This window comes from Streptomyces sp. NBC_00443, assembly GCF_036014175.1.
In the GTDB taxonomy this organism is placed as follows: domain Bacteria; phylum Actinomycetota; class Actinomycetes; order Streptomycetales; family Streptomycetaceae; genus Streptomyces.
In genome coordinates this window covers 3278654-3302831 of the sequence record NZ_CP107917.1, presented here as the reverse complement: position 1 = coordinate 3302831, position 24178 = coordinate 3278654, and the positions used below count along the sequence as shown (strand labels likewise).

At 69.9% G+C, this 24178-nt stretch carries 22 protein-coding genes and 2 pseudogenes; 10 read left to right on the top strand and 14 right to left on the bottom strand.

Going from position 1 to position 24178, the window contains the following annotated elements; genetic code table 11:
• Positions 1-32: 32 nt before the first annotated feature.
• Both OHO27_RS14530 and OHO27_RS14525 read right to left on the bottom strand, forming a co-directional pair.
• Entirely contained in the window at positions 33-347 is a 315-nt protein-coding gene (locus tag OHO27_RS14530) for a hypothetical protein (RefSeq protein ID WP_328423957.1), read from the bottom strand.
• A complete protein-coding gene (locus OHO27_RS14525) occupies positions 344-1279 on the bottom strand; it encodes an SPFH domain-containing protein (RefSeq protein ID WP_328423955.1) in 936 nt (311 codons plus the stop codon). The genes OHO27_RS14530 and OHO27_RS14525 overlap by 4 nt, the downstream gene beginning before the upstream one ends.
• 277 nt (positions 1280-1556) lie before the next feature.
• Between OHO27_RS14525 and OHO27_RS14520 the strand changes: the two genes are divergently transcribed.
• On the top strand, positions 1557-3944 hold the full coding sequence (locus tag OHO27_RS14520) for a transglycosylase domain-containing protein (protein ID WP_328423953.1): 2388 nt from the start codon (positions 1557-1559) through the stop codon (positions 3942-3944).
• A gap of 111 nt (positions 3945-4055) precedes the next feature.
• Here the strand turns inward: OHO27_RS14520 and OHO27_RS14515 are convergent, their stop codons facing one another.
• The 4 genes and pseudogenes from OHO27_RS14515 to OHO27_RS14500 form a co-directional block, all read right to left on the bottom strand.
• The gene (locus OHO27_RS14515) at positions 4056-5948 is read right to left on the bottom strand and encodes an ATP-binding SpoIIE family protein phosphatase (protein WP_328430429.1); all 1893 of its coding nucleotides are present in this window, start codon (positions 5946-5948) and stop codon (positions 4056-4058) included.
• 558 nt (positions 5949-6506) lie between these two features.
• On the bottom strand, positions 6507-7202 hold the full coding sequence (gene fomD, locus OHO27_RS14510; protein ID WP_328423951.1) for a cytidylyl-2-hydroxypropylphosphonate hydrolase: 696 nt from the start codon (positions 7200-7202) through the stop codon (positions 6507-6509).
• Between the two features lie 72 nt (positions 7203-7274).
• Positions 7275-8659, bottom strand: a pseudogene (locus OHO27_RS14505) (class II fumarate hydratase).
• Between the two features lie 221 nt (positions 8660-8880).
• Positions 8881-10548 carry a fumarate hydratase gene (locus OHO27_RS14500; protein WP_328423949.1) on the bottom strand — a complete coding sequence of 556 codons (1668 nt, stop codon included), beginning with the start codon at positions 10546-10548 and terminating at the stop codon, positions 8881-8883.
• Positions 10549-10718: 170 nt separating this feature from the next.
• Between OHO27_RS14500 and OHO27_RS14495 the strand changes: the two genes are divergently transcribed.
• The gene (locus OHO27_RS14495; RefSeq protein WP_328423947.1) at positions 10719-11402 is read left to right on the top strand and encodes a DUF1707 SHOCT-like domain-containing protein; all 684 of its coding nucleotides are present in this window, start codon (positions 10719-10721) and stop codon (positions 11400-11402) included.
• A 174-nt stretch (positions 11403-11576) separates the two neighbouring features.
• Positions 11577-11954 (top strand): WhiB family transcriptional regulator, encoded by a 378-nt coding sequence (locus tag OHO27_RS14490; protein WP_328423945.1) that lies wholly within the window; start codon positions 11577-11579, stop codon positions 11952-11954.
• 93 nt (positions 11955-12047) lie between these two features.
• On the opposite strand, the gene glpX is transcribed toward OHO27_RS14490, so the two are convergent.
• Complete coding sequence (glpX, locus tag OHO27_RS14485) at positions 12048-13085, bottom strand: class II fructose-bisphosphatase (protein WP_328423943.1); 1038 nt, start codon at positions 13083-13085, stop codon at positions 12048-12050.
• A gap of 127 nt (positions 13086-13212) precedes the next feature.
• Between glpX and OHO27_RS14480 the strand changes: the two genes are divergently transcribed.
• Complete coding sequence (locus OHO27_RS14480; protein ID WP_328423941.1) at positions 13213-13734, top strand: DUF4245 domain-containing protein; 522 nt, start codon at positions 13213-13215, stop codon at positions 13732-13734.
• Between the two features lie 97 nt (positions 13735-13831).
• On the opposite strand, the gene OHO27_RS14475 is transcribed toward OHO27_RS14480, so the two are convergent.
• The 4 genes from OHO27_RS14475 to OHO27_RS14460 form a co-directional block, all read right to left on the bottom strand.
• A complete protein-coding gene (locus tag OHO27_RS14475; protein ID WP_328423939.1) occupies positions 13832-14422 on the bottom strand; it encodes a malonic semialdehyde reductase in 591 nt (196 codons plus the stop codon).
• 141 nt (positions 14423-14563) lie between these two features.
• A complete protein-coding gene (locus OHO27_RS14470; protein WP_328423937.1) occupies positions 14564-14815 on the bottom strand; it encodes an exodeoxyribonuclease VII small subunit in 252 nt (83 codons plus the stop codon).
• Positions 14816-14824: 9 nt separating this feature from the next.
• Positions 14825-16069 (bottom strand): exodeoxyribonuclease VII large subunit, encoded by a 1245-nt coding sequence (gene xseA, locus OHO27_RS14465; RefSeq protein WP_328423935.1) that lies wholly within the window; start codon positions 16067-16069, stop codon positions 14825-14827.
• A 53-nt stretch (positions 16070-16122) separates the two neighbouring features.
• Positions 16123-17517, bottom strand: coding sequence for an APC family permease (locus OHO27_RS14460; RefSeq protein ID WP_328423933.1), 1395 nt, complete (start codon positions 17515-17517; stop codon positions 16123-16125).
• Between the two features lie 117 nt (positions 17518-17634).
• Here OHO27_RS14460 and OHO27_RS14455 point away from each other — a divergent pair, with 117 nt between their 5' ends.
• Positions 17635-18660 (top strand): 4-hydroxy-3-methylbut-2-enyl diphosphate reductase, encoded by a 1026-nt coding sequence (locus OHO27_RS14455; protein WP_328423931.1) that lies wholly within the window; start codon positions 17635-17637, stop codon positions 18658-18660.
• A gap of 29 nt (positions 18661-18689) precedes the next feature.
• Positions 18690-19439, top strand: coding sequence for a polyphosphate--glucose phosphotransferase (ppgK, locus tag OHO27_RS14450; RefSeq protein ID WP_328423929.1), 750 nt, complete (start codon positions 18690-18692; stop codon positions 19437-19439).
• A 26-nt stretch (positions 19440-19465) separates the two neighbouring features.
• On the opposite strand, the gene OHO27_RS14445 is transcribed toward ppgK, so the two are convergent.
• Both OHO27_RS14445 and OHO27_RS14440 read right to left on the bottom strand, forming a co-directional pair.
• A complete protein-coding gene (locus OHO27_RS14445; RefSeq protein ID WP_443059544.1) occupies positions 19466-19891 on the bottom strand; it encodes a DUF6542 domain-containing protein in 426 nt (141 codons plus the stop codon).
• A 284-nt stretch (positions 19892-20175) separates the two neighbouring features.
• Positions 20176-20355 (bottom strand): hypothetical protein, encoded by a 180-nt coding sequence (locus tag OHO27_RS14440; RefSeq protein WP_328423925.1) that lies wholly within the window; start codon positions 20353-20355, stop codon positions 20176-20178.
• Between the two features lie 769 nt (positions 20356-21124).
• Between OHO27_RS14440 and ychF the strand changes: the two genes are divergently transcribed.
• Positions 21125-22213 carry a redox-regulated ATPase YchF gene (gene ychF / locus OHO27_RS14435; RefSeq protein ID WP_328423923.1) on the top strand — a complete coding sequence of 363 codons (1089 nt, stop codon included), beginning with the start codon at positions 21125-21127 and terminating at the stop codon, positions 22211-22213.
• 73 nt (positions 22214-22286) lie between these two features.
• On the opposite strand, the pseudogene OHO27_RS14430 reads toward ychF, so the two are convergent.
• Positions 22287-22546 (bottom strand): annotated as a pseudogene (locus OHO27_RS14430) (Uma2 family endonuclease); the annotation flags it as partial.
• 259 nt (positions 22547-22805) lie between these two features.
• Here OHO27_RS14430 and OHO27_RS14425 point away from each other — a divergent pair.
• From OHO27_RS14425 to OHO27_RS14415, 3 genes are all read left to right on the top strand, one after another.
• Positions 22806-23051 carry an anti-sigma factor family protein gene (locus OHO27_RS14425; RefSeq protein ID WP_328423921.1) on the top strand — a complete coding sequence of 82 codons (246 nt, stop codon included), beginning with the start codon at positions 22806-22808 and terminating at the stop codon, positions 23049-23051.
• Positions 23052-23186: 135 nt separating this feature from the next.
• Positions 23187-23870, top strand: coding sequence for an RNA polymerase sigma factor (locus tag OHO27_RS14420; RefSeq protein ID WP_328423919.1), 684 nt, complete (start codon positions 23187-23189; stop codon positions 23868-23870).
• On the top strand, positions 23857-24087 hold the full coding sequence (locus tag OHO27_RS14415) for an anti-sigma factor family protein (RefSeq protein ID WP_328423917.1): 231 nt from the start codon (positions 23857-23859) through the stop codon (positions 24085-24087). The genes OHO27_RS14420 and OHO27_RS14415 overlap by 14 nt, the downstream gene beginning before the upstream one ends.
• Positions 24088-24178: the final 91 nt, after the last annotated feature.

Sequence of the window (24178 nt, the reverse complement as noted above, 5' to 3'; positions counted from 1 at the left end):
CTGCCACATGGAGACGGCAGGGGCGGGAGACCTCACGGACGAGGCCGGCTCAGCCAGATCCAGCCCGTCCGGCGTTTGAGGGCGAGGCCGTTCAGGCCGACGGGGGTCTGGGGCGGAGCCCCAGGTGGCCGGCCTCGACGCGGAATCGGCCCGGTCTCCCTCGGAAGCCGACCGGCGTCAGCCAAAGCCTTCCGCAGCAGAAACTCGATCTGCGCGTTGGTCGAGCGCAGCTCGTCCCCCGCCCACCGCGCCAGCGCCTCGTACACGGACGGGTCCAACCGCAGCAGCACCTGCTTGCGCTGCTGCGGCCGACGCTGAGGGGCTGAACCCTCGGAGGGAACCGTCACTGGTAGAGCGTTCCGGTGTTGAGGACCGGCTGCGGGGACCTGTCACCGCACAGCACCACCATCAGGTTCGACACCATCGCCGCCTTCCGCTCGTCGTCCAGCTCCACGATGTCCCGCTCGGAGATCCGCGCGAGCGCCGCCTCGACCATGCCGACCGCCCCGTCGACGATCTGCCGCCGCGCCGCGACGACCGCCCCGGCCTGCTGCCGCTGGAGCATCGCGGAGGCGATCTCGGGAGCGTACGCGAGATGCGTGAAGCGCGACTCGATGATCTGCACCCCGGCCGCCTCCACGCGCGCGTGCAGTTCGGCGGCGAGCTTCTCGGTGATTTCCTCGGCGTTGCCGCGCAGTGAGAGGCCGCCCTCGTCATGGGCGTCGTACGGGTACTCGATGGCGATGTGCCGCACCGCCGCCTCGGTCTGGGTGGAGACGAACTCCAGGAAGTCGTCGACCTCGAAGGTGGCCTGCGCGGTGTCCTCGACCCTCCACACCACTACCGCGGCGAGCTCGATCGGGTTGCCGTAGGCGTCGTTGACCTTGAGGACGGCGGTCTCGTGGTTGCGGACCCGGGTCGAGATCTTCGTACGGGAGGTGAAGGGGTTCACCCAGCGCAGCCCGTCCTCCCGGATCGTCCCGCGGTAACGCCCGAAGAGCTGGACGACCCGCGCCTCGCCCGGCGCGACCATGTTGAGCCCGCACATCGCGAGGACCGCGGCGATCGCGACCAGGATCCCGGCGATGATCAGCGCCGCCTTGGCGCCGCCTCCGGAGACCGCCGCGGTGCTGACGATCAAGCCCGCGCCGGCCAGCAGCCCGACCAGACCCAGCAGCAGGGCGAGCCCGCCGCCGATGCTGTGCGCTGTGAACTCGCGCACGCGTGGGGCGGGCATCTCGGGTACGTCGGCGGTGACGGATGTGGTGTCGGTAGGCATGGGTGATTCCCCCGTTTCGTTCGCATTCATCCACGAAGCCAGGATGGCTTCGTATAGCTTCGAACTAGCTAAGTGATATCACTTTACCCCGAGCGAGCAACCCTATGCATCCCTGAGCCGTCGGTTCCGGTGGGACGGGTGCTGATTGTCACGTCCGCAAAAGACCGGATCGACAGCTCTTTGTCACAACTTCCGGTGTTAGCTTTCTGAGCTGACCTGAGCGGCGAACCTGTGTGGCAGGAGTGCACACAAGAGCGAAGCGGAGCGGAACGGACCCATGGGACGAGCGGAAGACAGACGAGCGCGTCAGCACAGCGGGCGCCGCGCCGCGCCCCGGCGCCCGTCCGGGACGCCGTCGGCCCCTGTGGGAGGCGAACCGGCCACCGTGGTGGGCCCGCCGGCCGCGCAGGGTGGCCGGGCCGCGGCCCGCCTGGCGGCGAAGGCCGCGGGCAAGGGCGGTGGCAAGGGCCGAATACGCCGGCTCTTCACCTGGAAGAAGATCCTCGGCACGTTCCTCGGCGTGTGCCTGCTCGGCATCGGCGCCTTCATCGCGCTCTATCTGGCCGTCGACATCCCGAAGGACAACGCGGCCGCCCAGGCCGCCCAGCGCCAGAGCAACGTCTACAAGTACAGCGACGGCAGCACCCTGGCCCGCGACGGCGAGGTCAACCGCGAGATCGTGGACCTGGCCAAGGTGCCGAAGAAGGTCCAGCGCGCCTTCGTAGCGGCGGAGAACAAGTCCTTCTACAAGGACAACGGCATCGACCTCAAGGGCACGGCCCGCGGTCTGCTGAACACCGTGATGGGCAAGGGCGCGCAGGGTGGTTCGACGATCACCCAGCAGTACGTCAAGAACTACTACCTCAGCCAGGAACAGACGGTCAGTCGCAAGCTCAAGGAGATGGTCATCTCCCTGAAAGTCGACCGCGAGCTGTCCAAGGACGAGATCCTCGCCGGCTACATCAACACCAGCTACTACGGCCGCGGCGCCTACGGCATCCAGGCCGCCGCCCAGGCCTACTACCGCGTCGACGCCGACAAGCTCACCGTCCAACAGGGCGCGTACCTGGCCGCGTTGCTCCAGGCGCCGAGCCAGTACGACTGGTCGGCCGCGTCCGAGACCGGCAAGAAGCTGGTCACGGCCCGCTGGAACTACGTCCTGGACAACATGGTCGAGGAGGGCTGGCTCGAGCAGTCCGAGCGGCAGGGCCTGACGTTCGACAAGCCGAAGGAGCCGAAGCCCACCGCCGGCCGTGAGGGCCAGAAGGGCTATCTGATCGATCTCGCCAACCAGCAGTTGGTGAGCCGGCTGATGAAGCAGGAGGGCATCACCCGCTCCCAGGCCGAGGCCGAGGTTGTCGACCAGGGCTGGACCATCACCCTGAACATCGACAAGAAGAAGCAGACTGAGCTGGAGAAGGCGGCCAAGGCGCAGCTGACGAGCAAGCTGGACGCGAAGAAGCGCAAGGTCGACGGGAACGTGCAGGCCGGCGCGGTCTCCGTCGACCCCAAGACGGGGAAGGTCGTCGCCCTGTACGGCGGCGTCGACTACTTCAAGCACTACACCAACAACGCGACCCGCACCGACTACCAGCCCGCCTCCACCTTCAAGCCGGTGATCCTGGCGGCCGCCCTGGAAGAGAGCGCCGAGACCCAGGACGGCAACCCGATCACCGCGAACACGGTCTACGACGGCACCAGCAAGCGGCCGGTCGTGGAGGACGGCAGCAAGGTCGGCTTCGCGCCCGAGAACGAGGACGACCAGGACTACGGCGACATCACCGTCCAGACGGCGATGAACAAGTCCGTCAACTCCGTCTTCGCGCAGCTGGGCGTCGACGTCGGCATGGAGAACGTCATGGACGTGGCCGGCAAGCTCGGCATGGACACCACCAACGAGAAGGCCGTGCCCGCCCAGACCCTGGGCACCATGGGCGCGAGCCCGCTGCAGATGGCCGGGGTCTACGCCACCCTCGACAACCACGGCAAGAAGGTCACGCCGAGCATCCTCAAGTCGGCCGAGCACAACAGCCGTGCGGTCGAGTTCCCGGACCCGATCGGCGAGCAGGTCATCAGCCCGCAGGCCGCCGACACGGTGACCTCGGTGCTGACGGGCGTGGTCGACGACGGCACGGCGCGCACGGCCGTGGCGAACAACTCCAAGCGCGACGGCCAGAAGGTCGCCGGCAAGACGGGTACGTCCGACGACAACAAGTCGGCCTGGTTCACCGGTTACACGCCCGACCTGGTCACCTCGGTGGGCCTGTTCGGCGAGGACGCCAAGACCCACGCCCAGACCAAGATGTACGGCGCGGGCGGCGAGCCGCGTGTCAACGGCGGTGGTTTCCCGGCGCAGGTCTGGGCGGCGTACATGTTCGGCGTCACGGACCCGGACGCCAGGTTCGACCTCGACACCGACCAGGGCGCAGCCGTCCAGCCGACCTGGACCCCGACGCCGACCGAGGAGCCGACGACCGAGGAACCGACGGACGAGCCGACGACTCAGAAGCCGACGGACGAGCCGACGACCGAGGAGCCGACGGACGAGCCGACGACTCAGGAGCCGACGGACGAGCCGACGACCGAAGAGCCGACGACGACCCCGACGGACGAGCCGACGGGCGACATCACCCTGGACCCGGCCAGACCCGGAAACGAACAGTAGGGCAGCGCCCCCTCAGGGGCGCGGGGCTGTGTTTGACATGCGGCTCCGCCGCGCGGGCGCGATCAGCCACGATGCACCCGCATCCGGCGATCCGCAGTTCCCCTGCGGCGCTCAGCCGCGATTCAATTCGAACCAGACGACCTTGCCGGTGCTCAACCGTGTCGCCCCCCACCGCCGAGCCAGCCGGTTCACGAGATACAACCCCCGCCCGCCTTCGTCCGTGGCCCGAGCCTGGCGCAGCCGCGGCAACTGCGGCACGTCGTCCCCGACCTCGCACCGCAGCACATCGGTCCGCAGCAGGCGCAACGTCACCGGCCGCGTGGCATACCGCACCGCGTTGGTCACGACCTCGCTCACCAACAGCTCGACCGAGTCGGTGAGTTCCTCCATGCCCCAGCGGGCCAGGGCGCGGCGGGCCAGGCGCCGGGCGCGCCCCGGGGCGGCGTCCTCCGGCTCCAGGAACCAGTACGCCACGTCGCTGGGTGCGATCCCGTCGAAGCGGGCGGCGAGCAGCGCGATGTCGTCGTCGCGGTCGCCGGGCCCGAGCATGTCGAGGACCTCGTCGCACAGGGCTTCGAGGGGCGGCGGATGGTCGGGCCCGGTGAGCTGCGCGGTCGCGGCGAGCTTCTCGCGCAGCTGCTCTATGCCGGTCCACACGTCACGAAGGCGGGACTCGACCAGGCCGTCGGTGTACAGGAGCAGGGTCGCTCCGGCCGGTGCGTCCAGTTCCACGGCCTCGAAGTCGACACCGCCGACGCCGATCGGGGCGCCCGCCGGCACCCGCAGTACCTCCGCGCGGCCGCCCAGGTGCAGCAGAACGGGCGGCGGATGGCCCGCGTTGGCGATGGTGATGCGGTGCGATACCGGGTCGTAGACGGCGTACAGGCAGGTCGCCATGCGGTCGGTGCCCAGGCGCTGGGCCTGCTCGTCGAGGTGGTGCAGGACCTCCTGCGGGGGCAGGTCGAGGCCGGCGAGGGTCTGGGCCGTGGTCCGCAGCTGGCCCATGATCGCGGCCGAGGTCATGGAGTGGCCCATGACGTCACCGACCACGAGGGCGACGCGGCTGCCGGGCAGCGGGATCGCGTCGTACCAGTCGCCGCCCACCCGGGCCGTTTCGGCCGCCGGGAGGTAGCGGGACGCCAGCCGTACGCCGGTCGGGCGGGGGAGCGTCTCGGGCAGCATGGTGCGCTGGAGCTCGTCGGCGATGTACGCCTCACGGCCGTACAGCACCGCCTTGTCGATGCCGAGCGCGCTGTGCGTGGCGAGCTGGGCCGCGACGAGGAGGTCGTCGGGCTCGAAGGCGAGGCGCTCCGGGCGGCGCAGGAACACCGCGGCGCCGATGACACGGCGCCGGCCGCGCAGCGGGGCGAGGATCGCGCGCTGACCGTCGGGGATGATCAACTCGCCGTCGTCCCCGAGCAGTTCGGGCAGGGCGGCGCGGGCGGCGGGCGCGTCGGCGAAGACGGGACGTACGCCGCGCAGCACCTCGGCGAGCGCGCCGCCGGGCCGCACCTCGCACAGTTCGGCGGTGAGGGCGGACAGTTCCGACAGCTCGGTCGGCTCCGGCTGCTGTGCCCCCGAGGGCAGGAAGCTGCCTTCGGTGTCCCGCTCCTCCGGGATCCGGTCGGTGCGGCGCAACCGCAGCACGACGGGCCCGGTGGGCCGCTCGTCGCCGACCGGCAGCGGGTCGCGCAGATAGACGAGGATCGCGTCGGAGAAGGTCGGCACGGTCGCCCGGCACAGCCCCATCACGATCTCGTCCAGGTCGATGCCGCGGGCGATCCGCCGGGTCGCGGCGCCCACGAAGCGCAGGCGGTCGCCGTCCCGCCGCATGGGCGTGGGCCGGCCGGGCACCAGGCCCTGCCCGGTGCGCCGCTCGGCGGACGACTGCGGCTGCTCGGCGCCGGGCTGCGGCGGTATGGCCTCCGGAACGGGCCGCGGCCGGTGCGTGTCGGGCTCGGCGGCGACGGAGGGCTGCGAGTGCTCGGGGCCGTTGCCGGCGATGTCTGAGGGCTCCTTGCTCGGGCCGGACGGTGCGGTGGTGCCCGGCGTGGAGGGGTCTCTCCGGTGCGCGCCTGCGCGGGTAAGGGGGTACCGGCGCCGGCACCGCCGCAAGGGGTGTGCGACGGCGTGGAGTGCGGCGTCGCCTGTGTCGAGGTACGCACGAGCGCCCCGCGGGACTCCGCGGGGTCGACGCCCGTCTCGGGGCGTTCGAAAGAGGTCGGCTGCTCCGTCACGCCTTTCGAATCCATCCGTCCGGGGCTGCGCGCCGCGCGTGCAGTACGTCCCGCCGAGACTCCGATACCCGCAATACGTGCCCCAGGAACGGAATTCCCGCGTGGCCAGGGGCGGTTCCTGTGCCGCCGATGGGACGTCTGCCGCCAGGACCGGCGTCAAAAGCCCCGCCGGCCCTGGCGGCGTTGCCCTGGTAACCCTCGCTCACGTCCTGCCGCCCCTCGGTGACGATCGGTCAAGCCCGGCGCGCACTCCGGTAGTTGCCGCCCAAGTGCGCCCTTGCGGAGGACGATCCTACGTTTGTTGCCCGGGGGCGCATCAAGGGTCTCATGAGGACATGTGCGCGGGCGTGCGATCCCAGTCCTCAGGCAAAGAAGGTACAGCCCAGGCGGGATCCGGGCGCCAGTGCTGCCAGTCGTCCGAGAACGGCGGCCCCCAGGCGCGGATCACCTCGACCGCGCCGCGCCCCGCTTCCCGCACCCGCGCGGCGAGCCGGCCGTCCACCAGCCCGTCCCGCTGGGCCTGCGCGAACTCGTCCTCGTCCCGCCAGTGCCAACTGCGGTCCGGGTGCACGGAGATGTCGAGGAAGTGGTCCTCGGAGTCCACCCCGCCCGCCCAGCGGGCCAGCGGCTCCTCAAGATTCACGTACCAGTTCTTGAACAGCCATCCCGGCTCCCAGAACAGCCACACCGACCACGGCTCACCGGGCCGTGCGAGCTTCAGCACACCGGTGCCGAACCACCGGTCGCGCTGGACGGCTCGCGGCTTGGTGTACCGCGTCTCCAGGGGCTCCAGGTGCACGGCCGTCCCGTCGGCGAGCACGGGCTTCACGCACTCGGTGCCCGGAGCCAGCCATACGGCAAGGATCTCGGCGTCGTCCCGTACGACGGTGACGGGACGCGCGATGTGGAAGCGCCGGCCCGCGTTCTCCCGGTACCGCCACAGGATCTGCGTCCCGGGCGTCCAGAAGCGGGTCGACCCACCTGCTTCCACTTCCGTCGTCACCGCTCCACCGTCTTCCATGGACAGATATTAGGTGCCATAGGCATACGACGCTGCGGCGTCCGTCACGGTTCACGCCGCCGTGCCCAACGGTTACGGCCGTGTCATCCGCAGGACATCGAGGGCCTCGTCCAGCTGCCCGACGGTGAGGTCACCGCGCTCCACGTACCCGCTCTCCAGGACGACTTGGCGGATCGTCTTCCGCTCCGCGAGGGCCTTCTTGGCGACCTTCGCCGCCTCCTCGTACCCGATGTACTTGTTGAGCGGCGTGACGACGGAGGGCGACGACTCGGCGTACTCCAGGGCCCGTTCGCGGTGGGCGACGATGCCGTCGACGGTACGGTCGGCCAGCAGGCGGGACGCGTTGGCGAGCAGTCGGATGGATTCCAGGACGTTCTTCGCGATGACCGGAAGCATCACGTTCAGCTCGAAATTGCCCGCGGCGCCGGCCGTGGCCACGGTGGCGTCGTTGCCGACGACCTGCGCGGCGACCATGAGGACGGCCTCCGGAATGACCGGGTTGACCTTGCCGGGCATGATCGAGGAACCGGGCTGGAGGTCGGGGAGGCTGATCTCCGCGAGGCCGGTACGCGGCCCGGAGGACATCCACCGCAGATCATTGGCGATCTTGGTCAGCCCGACGGCGATGGTGCGCAACTGCCCGCTGGTCTCGACGATCCCGTCGCGGGCCCCCTGTGCCTCGAAGTGGTCGCGCGCCTCGGTGAGCGGCAGCCCGGTGGTACGGGCCACCTCCGCGATGACGGCGGCGGAGAAACCGGGGGGCGTGTTGATCCCGGTGCCCACGGCCGTGCCGCCGAGGGGGAGTTCGGCGAGCCGGGGGAGGGAGGCATGCAGCCGTTCGACGCCGTACCGCACCTGGGCGGCGTAACCGCCGAACTCCTGCCCCAGCGTCACGGGTGTGGCATCCATGAGATGGGTCCGCCCCGACTTCACGACATCCGCGAACTCCTCGGCCTTGCGCTCCAGCGATCCGGCGAGGTGCTCCAGCGCCGGGACCAGGTCCCGGGTGACGGCGGCGGTGGCGGCGATGTGGATGGAGGAGGGGAAGACATCGTTGGAGGACTGCGAGGCGTTGACGTGGTCGTTGGGGTGCACGTCCCGCCCGAGCCGCTCGGTGGCGAGGGTGGCGACGACCTCGTTGGTGTTCATGTTGGACGAGGTCCCGGAACCGGTCTGGAACACGTCGACCGGGAAGTGCTCGTCCCACCTCCCTCGGCGACTTCCGCGGCGGCGTCCCGGATGGCGTCGGCGATGTCCTTGTCGAGCACTCCCAGTTCGGCGTTCACCTTCGCGGCGGCGCCCTTGATCCTGGCCAGGGCCTCGATATGGGCCCGCTCGATGCGCTGCCCGGAGACGGGGAAGTTCTCGACGGCACGCTGGGTCTGGGCACGCCACTTGGCGTCGGCGGGCACGCGGACCTCGCCCATGGAGTCGTGCTCGATGCGGTAGTCGCTCATGTCTGAGTAAGCGTGCCGGGCGGCGGGGTTGTTCCTGTGCTTGGCCCGTCCGTGTTTCACCGAGGAGTTTCGGCCTGAACGGGCCTCGTCAAACGCCGGACGGTCTGGAAAACCAGCCCGTCCGGCGTTTGAGGAGCGGGGTTGAAGGGGCGGAGCCCCTTCAAGGACGGGAAGGGTAGGGGCGGCGGGGGCGAAAACGACTGCGTGCCGCCCCACAGGGACTACGCCAGCCCCGGCCCCCGCACCGGGATAGACGTGAACGTCGGCGCGGGCGCCGGGTCCTGGAAGAAGTCGTTGCCCTTGTCGTCGACGACGATGAACGCCGGGAAGTCCTCGACCTCGATCTTCCAGACGGCCTCCATGCCGAGCTCCTCGTACTCGACGACCTCGACCTTCTTGATGCAGTCCTGGGCGAGGCGGGCGGCGGGGCCGCCGATGGAGCCGAGGTAGAAGCCGCCGTGCGTGCCGCACGCGTCCGTGACCTGCTTGCTCCGGTTGCCCTTCGCGAGCATCACCTTCGAGCCGCCGGCCGCCTGGAACTGCTCGACGTAGGAGTCCATGCGCCCGGCGGTCGTGGGACCGAAGGAACCCGACGCATAGCCCTCAGGCGTCTTGGCCGGGCCGGCGTAGTACACCGGGTGGTCCTTGAGGTACTGCGGCATCTCCTCGCCCGCGTCCAGCCGCTCCTTGATCTTGGCGTGCGCGATGTCGCGGGCCACGACCAGCGGGCCGGTGAGCGAGAGCCGGGTCTTGACCGGGTACCTGGTCAGTTCGGCGAGGATCTCGTCCATCGGCTGGTTCAGGTCGATCTTCACCACGTCCGAGGACTCGTCGAGGTGGTCGTCCGTCGTCTCCGGCAGGAACCGCGCCGGGTCGGTCTCCAGCTGCTCCAGGAAGACACCCTCGGCGGTGATCTTCGCGACGGCCTGCCGGTCGGCCGAGCAGGACACGGCGATGGCGACGGGGCACGAGGCACCGTGCCGAGGCAGCCGCACCACCCGGACGTCATGGCAGAAGTACTTGCCGCCGAACTGCGCGCCGATCCCGATCTTCTGCGTCAGCTCGAAGACCTTCTCCTCCAGCTCCTTGTCCCGGAACCCGTGCCCGAGCGGCGAGCCCTCGGCCGGAACCTCGTCCAGGTAGTGCGCGGAGGCGTACTTGGCGGTCTTCAGCGCGTACTCGGCGGACGTACCGCCGACGACGATCGCCAGGTGGTACGGCGGGCAGGCGGCCGTGCCGAGCGAGCGGATCTTCTCTTCCAGGAACTTCATCATGGAGGCCTCGTTCAGGACGGCCTTCGTCTCCTGGTAGAGGAAGGACTTGTTGGCGGAGCCGCCGCCCTTCGCCATGAAGAGGAACTTGTAGGCGCCGCCGTCGGTGGCGTACAGCTCGATCTGCGCGGGCAGGTTCGACCCGGTGTTCTTCTCCTCCCACATGGTGAGCGGAGCCATCTGCGAGTACCGCAGGTTGAGGTTCAGGTACGCGTCGTAGATGCCCCGGCTGAGGGCCTCCTCGTCGCCGCCCTCGGTGAGCACGTTCTGCCCGCGTTTGCCCATCACGATGGCGGTGCCGGTGTCCTGGCACATGGGCAGCACGCCGGCGGCCGCGATGTTGGCGTTCTTCAGCAGGTCCAGCGCCACGAACTTGTCGTTGCTTGACGCCTCGGGGTCGTCGATGATCCGCCGCAGCTGCGCCAGGTGCGCGGGCCGCAGGTAGTGCTGGATGTCGTGGATGGCCTCCTCGGCCAGCTTGCGCAGCGCCCCGGGCTCCACCTTGAGGAACGTGCGCCCGTCGGCCTCGAAGGTGGAGACACCCTCGGAGGTCACCAGCCGGTACGGGGTGGTGTCCTCTCCCATGGGGAGCAGATCGGTGTACGCGAACTCAGGCATGTCGCCCATTCCTCACTCGACAGACAGCGCGGCTGACCTCCATTGGCAGCGTCCACCAGCGTAGAACCTGCCTCCGACAGCGAGCTTGTGAGGTAAGGCTCAGTTCGATGTCCGGGGATCGGCCCGAACGGGGCCTATCGCGATCTATCGTGTTTGGGTACGCTGCTGCCGTGGACCTTCAGAAGCAGACCGCACCCGCTGCCGCCGCCGAGCTCCGTGCCTCCGACGCGGACCGCGACCGGATCGCCGACATCCTGCGCGACGCCCTGGCCGAGGGCCGCCTCACCGCCGACGAGCACGCCGAGCGCGTCGAGGGCGTGCTGGCCGCCAAGACGGTCGGCGAACTGGACGTCTTCATACGGGACCTGCCCGCCGCCCACCAGCGCCGCGCACCCCATGTGCCCGCCCCTGGCCGCCCCGCCCCGGGCGCCATACCGGCCGAGCCCGACGACAACGTGGTCGCGGTGTTCAGCAGCGCCGTCCGTAAGGGCCGTTGGCGCCCCGGCCGCCGTATCCATGCGTACGCGATCTTCGGCAGCGTGGAGATAGACCTCAGCGAGGCCCTCTTCGAGTACCAGCAGGTGATGATCCGGGCGATCTCGGTCTTCGGCAACGTCGAGGTCCGCGTCCCGGAGAACGTCTCGCTGCGCGGCACCGGCGGCGGTGTCCTCGGCAACTTCGAGGTGGATCATCTCGACGCGGAGGACCCGTATGCGCCGGTCGTCCATGTCGACGGCTGGTCCGTGCTCGGCAACATCGAGGGAAGGCCGAAGCGGGGCAAGCTCGTCGCGGACATACTCGACCGCGTCCAGCGCAAGGTCGACAAGGGTTTGCGCAAGCACCTGGATCATTGACGGTTGTGAAGCGGACCGGTTCCTTCCTGGCTCCGGGCTCTTCTGGGGGCCGCGCAAGGGCGCGCAGGACCCCCCGAAATCCAGCGGTTCGGAACTGACTGCATAGGCGCGCGTACAGCGGGTAGACCTTGCTGCATCGTCTCTCGCTCGCGAAGCCGTCGTCAGGAGTAGACCGTGCTGCAACCGCCGCATTCGTCCCTGCAGGTAGCTGCCGTTCCGGCCCAGCGGGTGCCAGCGCGAGACAGGGATCAAGACGCCCCATGGCATACGGAGGCCGTGTGCCGGCGTGACGAGGCCGGCCTCTTCTTCGCCCCCTCCAAGGAGCCCACCGCGGCCCGCCTCTCCCGTGAAGAGGCCGCCAAGCGGGTCTGCGCCCGCTGTCCGGTCATGGTCGAGTGCCGCGAACACGCCCTGCTCCAGCCCGAGCCGTACGGCGTCTGGGGCGGCCTCACGGCAGCCGAACGCCGAGTGGTGCTGGCCAGGCGCCGCCGCCGCGAAATGGAACTGAAGAAGTCGGCGAGGACGACCGATCGCATAGCGCAGGCAGGCTGAGAAGCAAGAAAACAGGGCGCCCCCTCCGCACCGGGGGCGCCCTGTTCGGCTGCGCGTTGTGGTCAGGGGGGCTCGGCGAGCGCCCCGCGCACGCTACTTCGCGCGGTCGAAATCAATCGCGCTGTACGCGCGCAGCTTGCTGAGCCGGTGCTCGGAATCGATCCGCCGCACCGTCCCCGACTTCGACCGCATCACGATCGAGTCGGTCGTCGCGTTCTCCGACCGGTACCGCACACCCCGCAGCAGCTCACCGTCGGTGATCCCGGTGGCGACGAAGAACACGTTGTCCCCGGCGACCAGGTCATCGGTCATCAGCACCCGGTCGAGGTCGTGCCCGGCGTCTATGGCCCGCTGCCGCTCCTCGTCGTCCTTCGGCCACAGCTTGCCCTGGATGGTCCCGCCGAGACACTTCACGGCACAGGCCGAGATGATCCCCTCCGGCGTACCGCCGACGCCGAGCAGCATGTCGACGCCGGTGCCCTCACGCAGCGCGTAGATCGACCCGGCGACATCGCCGTCGGAGATCAGCTTGATGCGCGCACCGGCATCCCGGATCTCCTTGATGATGCCCTCGTGCCGGGGCCGGTCCAGGATGACGACGGTGACGTCCTCCGGCGTGGACCGCTTCGCCTTCGCGACCCGCCGGATGTTCACGGCCACGGGCGCGTCGATGTCGACGAAGTCGGCGGCCTCGGGGCCGGTGACCAGCTTGTCCATGTAGAAGACGGCGGACGGGTCGAACATGGACCCTCGGTCCGCCGCGGCGAGCACGGAGATCGCGTTGGGCATGCCCTTCGCGGTCAGCGTGGTCCCGTCGATCGGGTCGACGGCGATGTCGACCTCGGCCCCGGTGCCGTCGCCGACCCGCTCCCCGTTGAAGAGCATCGGGGCTTCGTCCTTCTCGCCCTCACCGATGACGACGACGCCGTTCATCGACACGGTGTGGACGAGGGTCCGCATGGCGCGCACCGCGGCGCCGTCGGCGCCGTTCTTGTCGCCCCGCCCGACCCAGCGGCCCGCGGCCATCGCCGCTGCCTCGGTCACACGGACCAGTTCCAGGGCGAGGTTGCGGTCGGGGGCTTCGCTGGGTACTTCGAGCTCGGACGGCAGATGATGATGATTCTCGGTCATCGAGGCGCACCTTTCTGATACGACGACGGCCGGATGAGGGTGACCGCCCTGACTCTATCCTCGGGCGCTCAGGATGAGCAGGGGGCCCCACGGATGAGCGGCCGGGGCACCTGCGACGATAGGGGGCGTGGCAGGTTCGAACGGCAAGCAGAAGTCGGTCCGGAACATGGTCCTCTCGCTCGGAGTGACCGTGCTCGCGGCGGGAGTCATCTATCTCTTCGTCCCGCATGACGACGGCGACCCCGACCTCCCCCGGGTCGACTACCGCGTCGAGCTGCTCACCGCCCGCCGCACGGCGTCGTACCCGGTGGTGGCGCCCCAGGGGCTGCCCGACACCTGGAAGGCGACGTCCGTCCGCTTCAGGGGCGACGACTTCGACGCCTGGCATCTCGGCTTCCACCTCTCCGGTGGGCAGTACGTACAGGTCGAGCAGTCGGCCGAGAAGCCGGCGACGTTCCTGGAGGAGGCCACCCAGGGCGGGCAGGCGACCAGGGACACCGAGGAGATCGGCGACCGGACGTGGACGCGGTACACGGGCGGCCGGTACGAGGCACTGGTGCACCAGGACAAGGGCGCGACGACCGTGGTGGCGGGCACGGGCTCGTTCGAGCAGCTGACGCAGATGGCGAAGGCCCTGAAGGCGGAGTGACCGCGCAGGCGCAGTGACCTGCTGACCATGACGAAGGCCCCCGGCGTCACGGGGGCCTTCGTCATGTGCGCTTGCTTCAAGCAGCGGCAGGTCGGAGTCAGACCGTCGTGATGACCTGGTCGTACTCCAGACGGGGGGAGCGCGGGTACCAGGCGTCGGGGCCCGGCTTGCCGATGTTCACGACCATCAGCGGGGTGTGGTCGTCGTCCAGGAACTCCTTGCGGACGCCCTCGAAGTCGAAGCCGGTCATCGGGCCGGCGGCCAGCCCGGCGGCGCGGACGCCGACGATGAAGTACGCGGCCTGCAGGGCGGCGTTCAGCCCGGCGGCGTTCTCGCGGGCCGGTCGCTCGCTGAAGAAGACGTCCTTGGCCTGCGGGAACGCCGGGAAGAGGGCCGGCAGCTCCTCGTGGAACTCGTTGTCCGCGGACAGGATCGCGACCAGCGGGGCGGCGGCGGTCTTGGGCTGGTTGCCCTCGGCCATGTGCTGCACCAGGCGCTCACGGGCCTCGGCGGAGCGGACCAGGGTGATGCGCAGCGGGGTCTGGTTGAAGGCGGTGGGGCCGTACTTGACCAGGTCGTAGATGGCCTGGACCTGCTCCTCGGTCACCGGCTCGTCGGTGAAGGCGTTCGCGGTGCGGGCCTCGCGGAACAGCAGGTCCTGGGCGGCGGGGTCAAGAACGAGAGACATGCGTGAACCTTCTCGGGTAGTGCGTGCGTCGTGCGCATAAACGGACCGGGGACCGGTTAACGCGATCGACAGTACGCGAGATAAGTTCAAGCTTCAACAAATGCCGGGGTCTGGTGAGCCGCTTCACAGCCCGCTCATGGGTTACCGGTCGTCCGAGCCGTCCGCCCCGTCGCCCTCCTGCTCGGCCTCGGCCTCCTCGGCGAGGGCCGCGTCCAGCCGGGCCCGCGCCCCGTCCAGCCAGCGCCGGCACACCTTGGCCAGCTCCTCGCCCCGCTCCCAGAGCGCGAGGGACTCCTCCAGCGTCGTACCGCCCGCCTCCAGCCGCCGTACGACCTCGATCAGCTCGTCCCGGGCCTGCTCGTACCCGAGTGCCTCTTCCGCCTTGCTGGTCATTCGCCCACCCTATGCATCGGTTCGTGCGCCGCTTCGTGCGTCGCTTCCTGCCTCGACTCGTACGGAGAACTCGCCCTCGGCGACCCGCGCCCGCAGCGCCTCGTCCGCCGTCAGCTCGTCCGGGTCCCGCACCACATGCCCGTCGGCCCTCTGCAGCACCGCATACCCGCGCTTCAGGGTCGCCGCGGGGGAGAGGGCCACCACCCGCGCGTGGGTGTGCGTCAGCTCGGAGGCGGCGCGGTCGAGGAGGTGACCGAGGCAGCGGCGGCTCCGGTCGAGGAGCGAAACCACGTGGTCGGCCCGCTCGTCGATCATCCGGTGCGGATCCTCCATCGAGGGCCGCGCCAGCGCATGGGCGAGCCCCCGCTCCTCGCGCTCCACGAGCGCTCCGACACAACGCCGGGCCCGGTCGCGCAGCATCCGCACCCGCTCGTACTCCTCACCCACGTCCGGTACGACCTTCTTGGCCGCGTCGGTGGGGGTGGAAGCGCGCAGGTCGGCGACGTAATCGAGGAGGGGGTTGTCGGGCTCGTGCCCGATGGCGGACACGACCGGCGTCCGGCACGAGGCGACGGCCCGCACCAACTGCTCGTCGGAGAAGGGCAGCAGATCCTCGACGCTGCCACCGCCCCGCGCGACGATGATCACATCCACGTCGTCGATCGCGTCGAGCTCCTTGACCGCCTGCACGACCTGCGGCACGGCGTGCACGCCCTGCACGGGGACGTTACGCACCTCGAAGCGGACCGCGGGCCAGCGGTGGCGGGCGTTCTCCAGCACGTCCCGCTCGGCCGCGGAGGCCCGGCCGCAGACCAGGCCGATCAGCTGCGGGAGGAAAGGCAGCGGCTTCTTGCGCTCCGGCGCGAACAGTCCCTCCGTGGCGAGGGACTTCTTCAGCATCTCCAACCGGGCGAGGAGCTCGCCGACACCGACGGGCTTTATCTCCGTGGCGCGCAGGGAGAGCTGACCGCGGGGCGCGTACCACTCCGGCTTGGCGAGTACGACGACGCGGGCGCCCTCGCTCACCACGTCGGCGACGGAGTCGAACACTTGCCGATACGCCGTCACGCTCACGGAGATGTCGTACGACGGGTCCCGCAACGTCAGGAACACGACGCCGGCGCCGGGGCGGCGCGACAGCTGGGTGATCTGGCCCTCGACCCAGATCGCCCCGAGCCGGTCGATCCAGCTCCCGATGAGCCGGGACACCTCGCCGACGGGCAGGGGGGACTCCGGGGTTGTGTTCACAGCCATGCGCCGAGCGTAACGGGGAGGGCTGACAACGCGGTCCAGCTGGCGAATCCCCTTCAAGGACGGGACGGGTGGGGGCGGCGGGCACGAAGAAGCAGCACGGCAACCCCCAGCCCCAACCAAACAGCCCCCACCACCTGCGCTACCCCCGCCGCCTCCACGATCACCGCAACCGTGATCGCCGCCCCCACCACCGGCACCACCCCATGCCGCCACCAGCTCACCGACGCACCGCTCTCAACCGCACCCTCACCCCCACGCCGCACCACGAACCACCCCACCACGCTTGCGTGCAGCAATGTGAACGCCGTCAGCGCCCCGACGTTGACCACCGACGCCAAGTGATCCAACCCGTCATCGCGCCGCGCCGCCCACACGGCAGCGACGAGCGTGACGACGCCCGCGCACAGCAGGGCAACCCGCGGGACGCCGGAGTCCGTCCTGGACAGCACCCGCGGCAGCCCCCGCGCCCGCCCCATCGCGAACAGCAGTCGCCCCGCCGCAGCCTGCCCGGCCAGCGCAGCGAACGCCGCGCCGATCGCCTTGCTCACGGCCACAAGATCGTGCAGCCAGGCCCCCACCGACGCGTCCACGGCGTCGTAGAACGCAGCCCCCTGCCGCTCCGGCTCGGCCGCCAGCCGCGCGGACGACACCGGCTCCAGCAGCGCTACCAGATAGGTCTGCGCGATGAACAGCACCCCGGCCAGCGCAAGGCAGAACAGCACCGCCCGAGCCACCTTCTCCGACCCCCCGGTCACCTCCTCCGCGAAGGAGACGATCGCGTCGAAGCCCAGATACGACAGCACAGCGATCGACACGGCGCCGATCACGGCCGCCATCTCGAACGAACCCTGCGTACCGTCCCCCGACAGCGGTGACAGCCACCCCCGCTGGGCCCCGTCCCGCGCGAGCACGACCACCGCCGCCACCACGAACACCAACAGGACGACGATCTCCATGGCGAGCACCAGGAAACCGACCCGGGCCGCCACCCGCACGCCCCACAGGTTCAGCAGCGTCGTGATCACCACCGCCAGCGCGGTCCACACCCACCGCGACACCTCCGGCACCAGCGCGTTCATCGCGATGCCGGAGAAGAGATAGGCGACGGCGGGGATCAGGAGGTAGTCCAGCATCGCCATCCAGCCGGCGATGAATCCGGCCCGCTCACCGAGCCCCGCGCGCGCGTACGCGAACACCGACCCCGCCTGGGGGACCACCCGCACCATCTGCGCGTAGCTGAATGCGGTGAACGCCATGGCGACCGTCGCCACGAGGTACACGAGCGCGACCGCCCCGTGCGAACGCGCGTCCAGCGTGCCGAACACGCCGACGGGCGCCATGGGCGCGATGAACAGCAGCCCGTAGACGACCAGGTCACGGAAGCCGAGGCTCCGGCGCAGCTCGTGTCCTTCGTCGGACGTACGATCCGCCGTGCCGGTCCCGGACATCACGCCTCCGCCAGTGCCTCGTCCGTCGCTCCGTTTCCCGCCCCTCACAGCCCACGGTCAGTGTCCCCACCAACCTGTCACCCATGCGATCTTCGACCCGCCGAAGGCACCCTTACGATGGGACGCATGACTGCTTCGCCTGGCCGCCGTGTCCTGCTCGCCGCCCCCCGTGGCTACTGCGCGGGCGTGGACCGCGCCGTGATCGCTGTCGAGAAAGCCCTGGAGCAGTACGGCGCTCCGGTGTACGTCCGGCACGAGATCGTCCACAACAAGTACGTCGTGCAGACCCTGGAGAAGAAGGGCGCCATCTTCGTCGAGCGGACGGAGGAGGTGCCGGCGGGGAACATCGTGATGTTCTCCGCGCACGGCGTCGCCCCCGTCGTCCACGAAGAGGCCAAGCGCGGCCAACTCGCCACCATCGACGCCACCTGCCCCCTGGTCACCAAGGTCCACAAGGAAGCGGTCCGCTTCGCGGACGACGACTACGACATCCTCCTGATCGGACACGAGGGCCACGAAGAGGTCATCGGTACGTCCGGCGAGGCCCCCGAGCACATCCAGCTCGTCGACGGCCCGGGCCACGTCGCCAAGGTTGAGGTCCGCGACGAGTCGAAGGTCGTCTGGCTCTCCCAGACCACGCTGTCCGTCGACGAGACCATGGAGACCGTCGACGCGCTGAAGGAGAAGTTCCCGCAGCTCATCTCCCCGCCCAGCGACGACATCTGCTACGCCACACAGAACCGCCAGCTCGCGGTGAAGCAGATGGGCGCCGAGGCCGAGCTGGTCATCGTGGTCGGCTCGCGCAACTCCTCCAACTCCGTGCGGCTGGTCGAGGTCGCCAAGCTGGCCGGCTCCCGCGAGGCCTACCTCGTGGATTTCGCCGGCGAGATCGACGAGGCCTGGCTGGAGGGCGTCACCACGGTGGGCGTCACCTCCGGCGCGTCCGTCCCGGAGGTGCTGGTCGAGGAGGTCCTGGAATGGCTGGCCCAGCGTGGCTACGGTGACGTCGAGCTGGTCAAGGCGGCCGAGGAGTCGATCACCTTCTCGCTGCCCAAGGAACTCCGTCGTGACCTGCGCGAGGAGGCGGCGGCGCTGATCGCCGAGCGCACGGGGTCCGGCGGTTCCGGTGACTCCGGGGAGTGACTGTCAGTCCGTCGTCGTAACGTAGGGCCATGCAGATCTTCGGCTTGGACATCGGCGGATCCGGGATCAAAGGTGCTCCGGTGGACCTGGACAGGGGCGACCTGACGGAGGAGCGCTTCAAGGTGCTCACTCCGCACCCGGCCACGCCGGACGGGGTGGCGGACGGCGTGAAGCAGGTCGTCGAGCACTACGGCTGGACAGGGCCGGTCGGGCTCACCTTTCCCGGCGTGGTCACCGGTGGCGCCACGATCCGTACGGCGGCGAACGTCGACAAGAGCTGGATCGACACGGACGCGCGCGCGTTGTTCAGCGAGTGCCTCGGCGGCCACTCGGTGACGGTGGTCAACGACGCGGACGCGGCCGGCGTCGCCGAGATGCGCTTCGGTGCGGGCCGCGACCGCCGGGGCACCGTGATCCTCCTCACCTTCGGCACGGGCATCGGCAGCGCGCTGTTCACCGACGGCGCCCTGGTCCCCAACACCGAGCTGGGCCACCTCGAACTCCACGGCCACGACGCCGAGAAGCGCGCCTCCAGCAAGGCCAAGGAGGACGAGGAGCTGTCCTGGGAGCACTGGGCCCACCGCGTCCAGAAGTACCTCGCCCATGTCGAGATGCTGTTCTCCCCGGAGCTGTTCATCATCGGCGGCGGGGTGAGCAGGAAGGCCCACAAGTTCCTGCCGCACATCGAGGGCATCAAGGCGGAGATCGTCCCGGCGCAGCTGCAGAACAACGCGGGGATCGTGGGGGCGGCGATGCACGCGGCGGAGCAGGACCGCTAGCGGACGTCCGACCGCGGGGGCGGCGGTCACGCCTGCCGGCGCCGGGCCGCCTCCCTGCGCGCCACCAGGCGCACTCTGCGCACGACCACGATGAGACCGGCGACCAGCGTCCCCCCGTACAGCCACCCGGCCTGTGTCGCGAGGCCGGTGAAGAGTCCCATCAGGTGTCCGCTGATCCCCCCACCGTGGTCCGACACCGGAAGCAGCCCCACGGCGAACGCGATCGGGAGGACCACCGGCGCGGTCATCAGGTCGCACCTGCGGACCCAGACGGCCGTCAGCACACACACCGGCACGAACAGCACGCCGTACAGCGTGAGCGACGCCCCGAACAGCAGCGAGTCCAGGTACCCGAGCACGACCATCACGGCACCGCAGAACAGACCGCTGCCCAGCCCGGTGAGCCGGGGGTTGGGAAACCGGCGCAGGGCCTGCGGCGCCGGGGGTGGCACGGGTTGCCGTACCGCCGCTGCCGCCTGGACCGAACTCGGGCGGCGCTGAGAGACGGGCCGGGTGGCGCGCGGGGGCGCGGCGGGCGGCGCGGGCCTGGAGGGCCGGCCGACACGGGGAGCCGCGGCGGGCGGCCGAGCCTCTGGGGTCCCTGCGTCCTCCGGGTCCTCCACGGCCCCTGCGGACCGGGCGGCCCGGGCAGATCGAGCAGGCCAGGCGGACCGTGTGGGCCAGGCCGACCGAGCCGCACCGCTCCCACCTCGCGAGAATCCGCCCTCGCCCCGCCTCATACGACCCTCACCCCGCACCACTCGGTCTTCACCCCGCGCCAGTCCACTCGCGCCGTCTTCACTTCGCTGCCGCCCTGCGCTGTCTCGCCCACGCCCTGCGCTGTCTCGCCCACGCCCCACACTGCGCCGTTCGCGCCGCGCTCCAAGCTGTCCTCTCCCCGCACTGCTGCGCTCACACCTCGCGCCAGTCCCTCCGCGCGGTGCTTGACGGTGTTCGCACCCCGCGCTCCACGGCCCGCGCCTCGCATTGGTGGGCCTGCGGCCGCTCGTGCCGGTCCGGTCGTGCTGCGCGTCACGCGGTGCACGCCCCGTGCAACTTCGCTCGGGCCCCGTGTCAGTGCGTCGGCGCCCGTCATGACTGCGTCGCCGCCCTGCGCTTCTTGATCCGCGCCCCGAACTGCGCCGCCCGCGCCCCTAGCCGGGGCCGGTCCGCCCGCGCCGCGCTCCACTCGGTCCACGTCCGCGTCCCCGTCCCCCAGTGCTCCGCCCCCGGCCTGCGTCGGCCCGTCCCTTCCCCGTACCGCGCCGCCTGCACCCCGCGCCGGCCCGCCCCCGCTTCCCACTGACCCACCCCCTCCCCGCAGCTTCTCGTCCGTCCCCCGTGTGACGCGTCCCCCGCCCCGCCGCCCCGCCCCTTCACCCCGAGCCGCTCGCCACGGCATTGGTGGTGGCGTGCCGCGTGGCGATGCGTGCCCGGCCGGTCGCGCCCTGTATTGCTCCACTGGTCCAACCTAGGTCGGTTTATGTGGCGAATCGGGGATCGGACACGCCCGGGGGCGGAGGTTGGCCAGGTGTTCGACAGGGCGCAGAAGCCCGGGACAGTACGCCGTAGACTGGTGGATCGGCCCGTGCATCTGCATCGAAGATCGATCTGCATCGAAGATCGAAGAAGGACCGGGCCCCAGCCAAGCCCCTGAAGTCCTCTCACGTACGGGAAGTCGCAACGTGTCGCTCACGATCGGAATCGTCGGTCTGCCGAATGTCGGCAAGTCGACCCTGTTCAACGCCCTGACCAAGAACGACGTGCTGGCGGCCAACTACCCGTTCGCCACGATCGAGCCGAACGTCGGCGTGGTCGGCGTCCCGGACCCGCGCCTCACGAAGCTGGCCGAGATCTTCTCCTCCCAGCGCGTCCTGCCGGCCACCGTCGACTTCGTCGACATCGCCGGCATCGTGCGCGGCGCCTCCGAGGGTGAGGGCCTGGGCAACAAGTTCCTCGCCAACATCCGTGAGTCCGACGCGATCTGCCAGGTCATCCGTGCCTTCAAGGACGAGAACGTCGTACACGTCGACGGCAAGGTCTCGCCCAAGGACGACATCGAGACGATCAACACCGAGCTGATCCTCGCCGACCTCCAGACCATCGAGAAGGTCCTGCCCCGGCTCCAGAAGGAGTCGCGGATCAAGAAGGACATCGCGCCGAAGGTGAAGGCCGTCGAGGAGGCCCAGGAGATCCTGGAGAAGGGCGACACGCTCTTCGCGCACGGCATCGTCCAGGGCACCGAGCGCAACGAGCTCCTGCACGACCTGCACCTGCTGACCACGAAGCCCTTCCTGTACGTCTTCAACGTCGATGAGGACGAACTGACCGATGAGGACTTCAAGAACGAGCAGCGCGCCCTCGTCGCCCCCGCCGAGGCGATCTTCCTCAACGCCAAGCTGGAGGCGGACCTCGCCGAGCTCGACGAGGACGAGGCCCTCGAACTCCTCCAGTCCGTCGGCCAGGAGGAGCCGGGCCTCGCCACCCTCGCCCACGTCGGTTTCAACACCCTCGGCCTGCAGACCTACCTGACGGCCGGCCCCAAGGAATCCCGCGCCTGGACCATCAAGAGGGGCGCCACCGCCCCGGAGGCCGCCGGCGTCATCCACACCGACTTCCAGAAGGGCTTCATCAAGGCCGAGGTCATCTCCTTCGCCGACCTGGTGGAAACCGGCTCGGTCGCCGAGGCCCGCGCCAAGGGCAAGGCGCGCATGGAGGGCAAGGACTACGTGATGCAGGACGGGGACGTCGTGGAGTTCCGCTTCAACGTGTGATCGCCGCAGCGTTACTGAACGTTAATGCGGTTGGTTTGACGTGTGTATTCGGGGTCGAGCCCTCTCGTGAGCTCGGCCCCTTCGTCAGGAGGAGGTCCGGCTCGGGGCTGTTGCGGGCGTCGAGGCGGATCGTCATCTCCAGCTCGACCGAGAAGCCGGCCGGCGCCTGCGCCATGAGCCTGGTGGTGGGGGCGGTGACGAGGCGGCCGTGCCAGGCCCGCAGGGGCGACCTCATGAAGACGAGGGCTCCGTCGATGAGCTCGGTGTGGCGGGGTGCCTCGGGGAGGCGTCGAGATCCTCCGCGAAGCGGCCTTCCGCGCGCGGTGGGCGCATCCGGTCGCCGTCAAGAGGGGCCGCTGTGCTGCTGTTCCGTCACCGGCGCGTGGATGTCGCGGGGGCATGTGAGGCCACCTCGCTGCTGGTGCCCGGAGACGTCGCCACCGACGACATCCTCGTTTTCCGATGTCCGGGACTGCCTCGCGCGCGACGACCAGGTCCCCTCTGGTGCCGGGAAAGCGGTATCTGGTTATGTGGTCCCTTCGGTACTCCGTTATTCCGTGGACCGTCCGCTGAGCGAGATCAGGCAGGTGGCATGAACTGCGACGAGTTCGTCGAGCTGGTGACCGTCTTCCTCGACGGCGCCATGGACGAGCCGACCGAGCTGCGTTTTCTCACGCACCTGACGAGGTGCGACGACTGCGAGACCTGTCTCGACCAGTTCAGGCAGACCATCGCGATGCTGGGTGAGCTGCCCGCCCAGAGCCTGCCCGCCCCGGGCCTGTCCGGCGAAGCGAGCGACCGGCTGCGAGGTGCCTTCCGCGCGATGCGGCGAGGCTGACGGCCGGCCGCGGCCCGCCCGCGCGGCTGTGACAGTCCTTACCGGGACATGAACGAAGGCACCGGCATGAGATCTCGATCACCGGGCTGCCCTAAGCTGACCTCCCAGTTGACGGCCGGCAAGGGGGAGTGACGAATGGCGGGCGCACGCGAACTGCCGCCGGACGAGGTCCTGGTCCAGCGGCTGCGCGACGGTGACGAGGAGACGTTCGCCCTGGTGCTGGACACCTGGTCGGGCGGCATGCTCCGGCTGGCCATGTCCTTCGTGTCGACCAAGGCATCCGCGGAGGAGGCCGTCCAGGACACCTGGCTCGGGGTCATCAGGGGGATCGGCGACTTCGAGGGCCGCTCGTCCCTGAAGACCTGGGTGTACCGGATCCTGGTCAACACGGCCAAGGCACGCGGTACGAAGGACAGCAGGACCGTCCCCTTCACCAGCCTGCTGCCCGAGGAGGAGGCAGAGCCGACGGTGGACGCCGCACGGTTCCGCGGCCCCGACGAGCAGTACCCCGGCCACTGGGCCGTCGGGCAGCAGCCCCGGCATCTGCACATTCCCGAGGACCATGTGCTGCGCGGCGAGGTCCGTGAGGTGATCGCGGCGGCGCTCGACGAACTCCCGCCCCGTCTGCGCACGGTGGTCACCCTGCGCGATGTCGAGGGGTACGGCTCGGAGGAGGTCTGTTCCCTCCTGGACATCTCGCCCGGAAACCAACGCGTGCTCCTCCATCGGGCCAGGGCGTTCCTGCGCCGTAAGCTGGAGGACTACTTGTCCGGTGCCCATGGCGTCGTGGCGGGAGGGAACGACCGTGGACTGCGTTGACTTCGTCGAGCTGGTGACCGACTTTCTCGAGGGTGTCCTGTGCGAGGACGACGAGCGCCGCTTCATCGAGCACCTGGCGGAGTGCTCCGGGTGCGAGACCTACCTCGACCAGTTCCGTCAGACGATCTCCACGACGGGCGAACTGACCCCGGACACCATCTCGTCGGACGCCAGGCAGCAGCTGCTCTCCGCCTTCCGGAACTGGCAGGGGCAGTGATCCCCGGGTAACCGGCGGATCCTCGGTGGCACCTTTGCCGCCGAGGGAGTCGTAACGCTGGAGTTGCAGCGCTGGAGTTGTAACGCTCGTG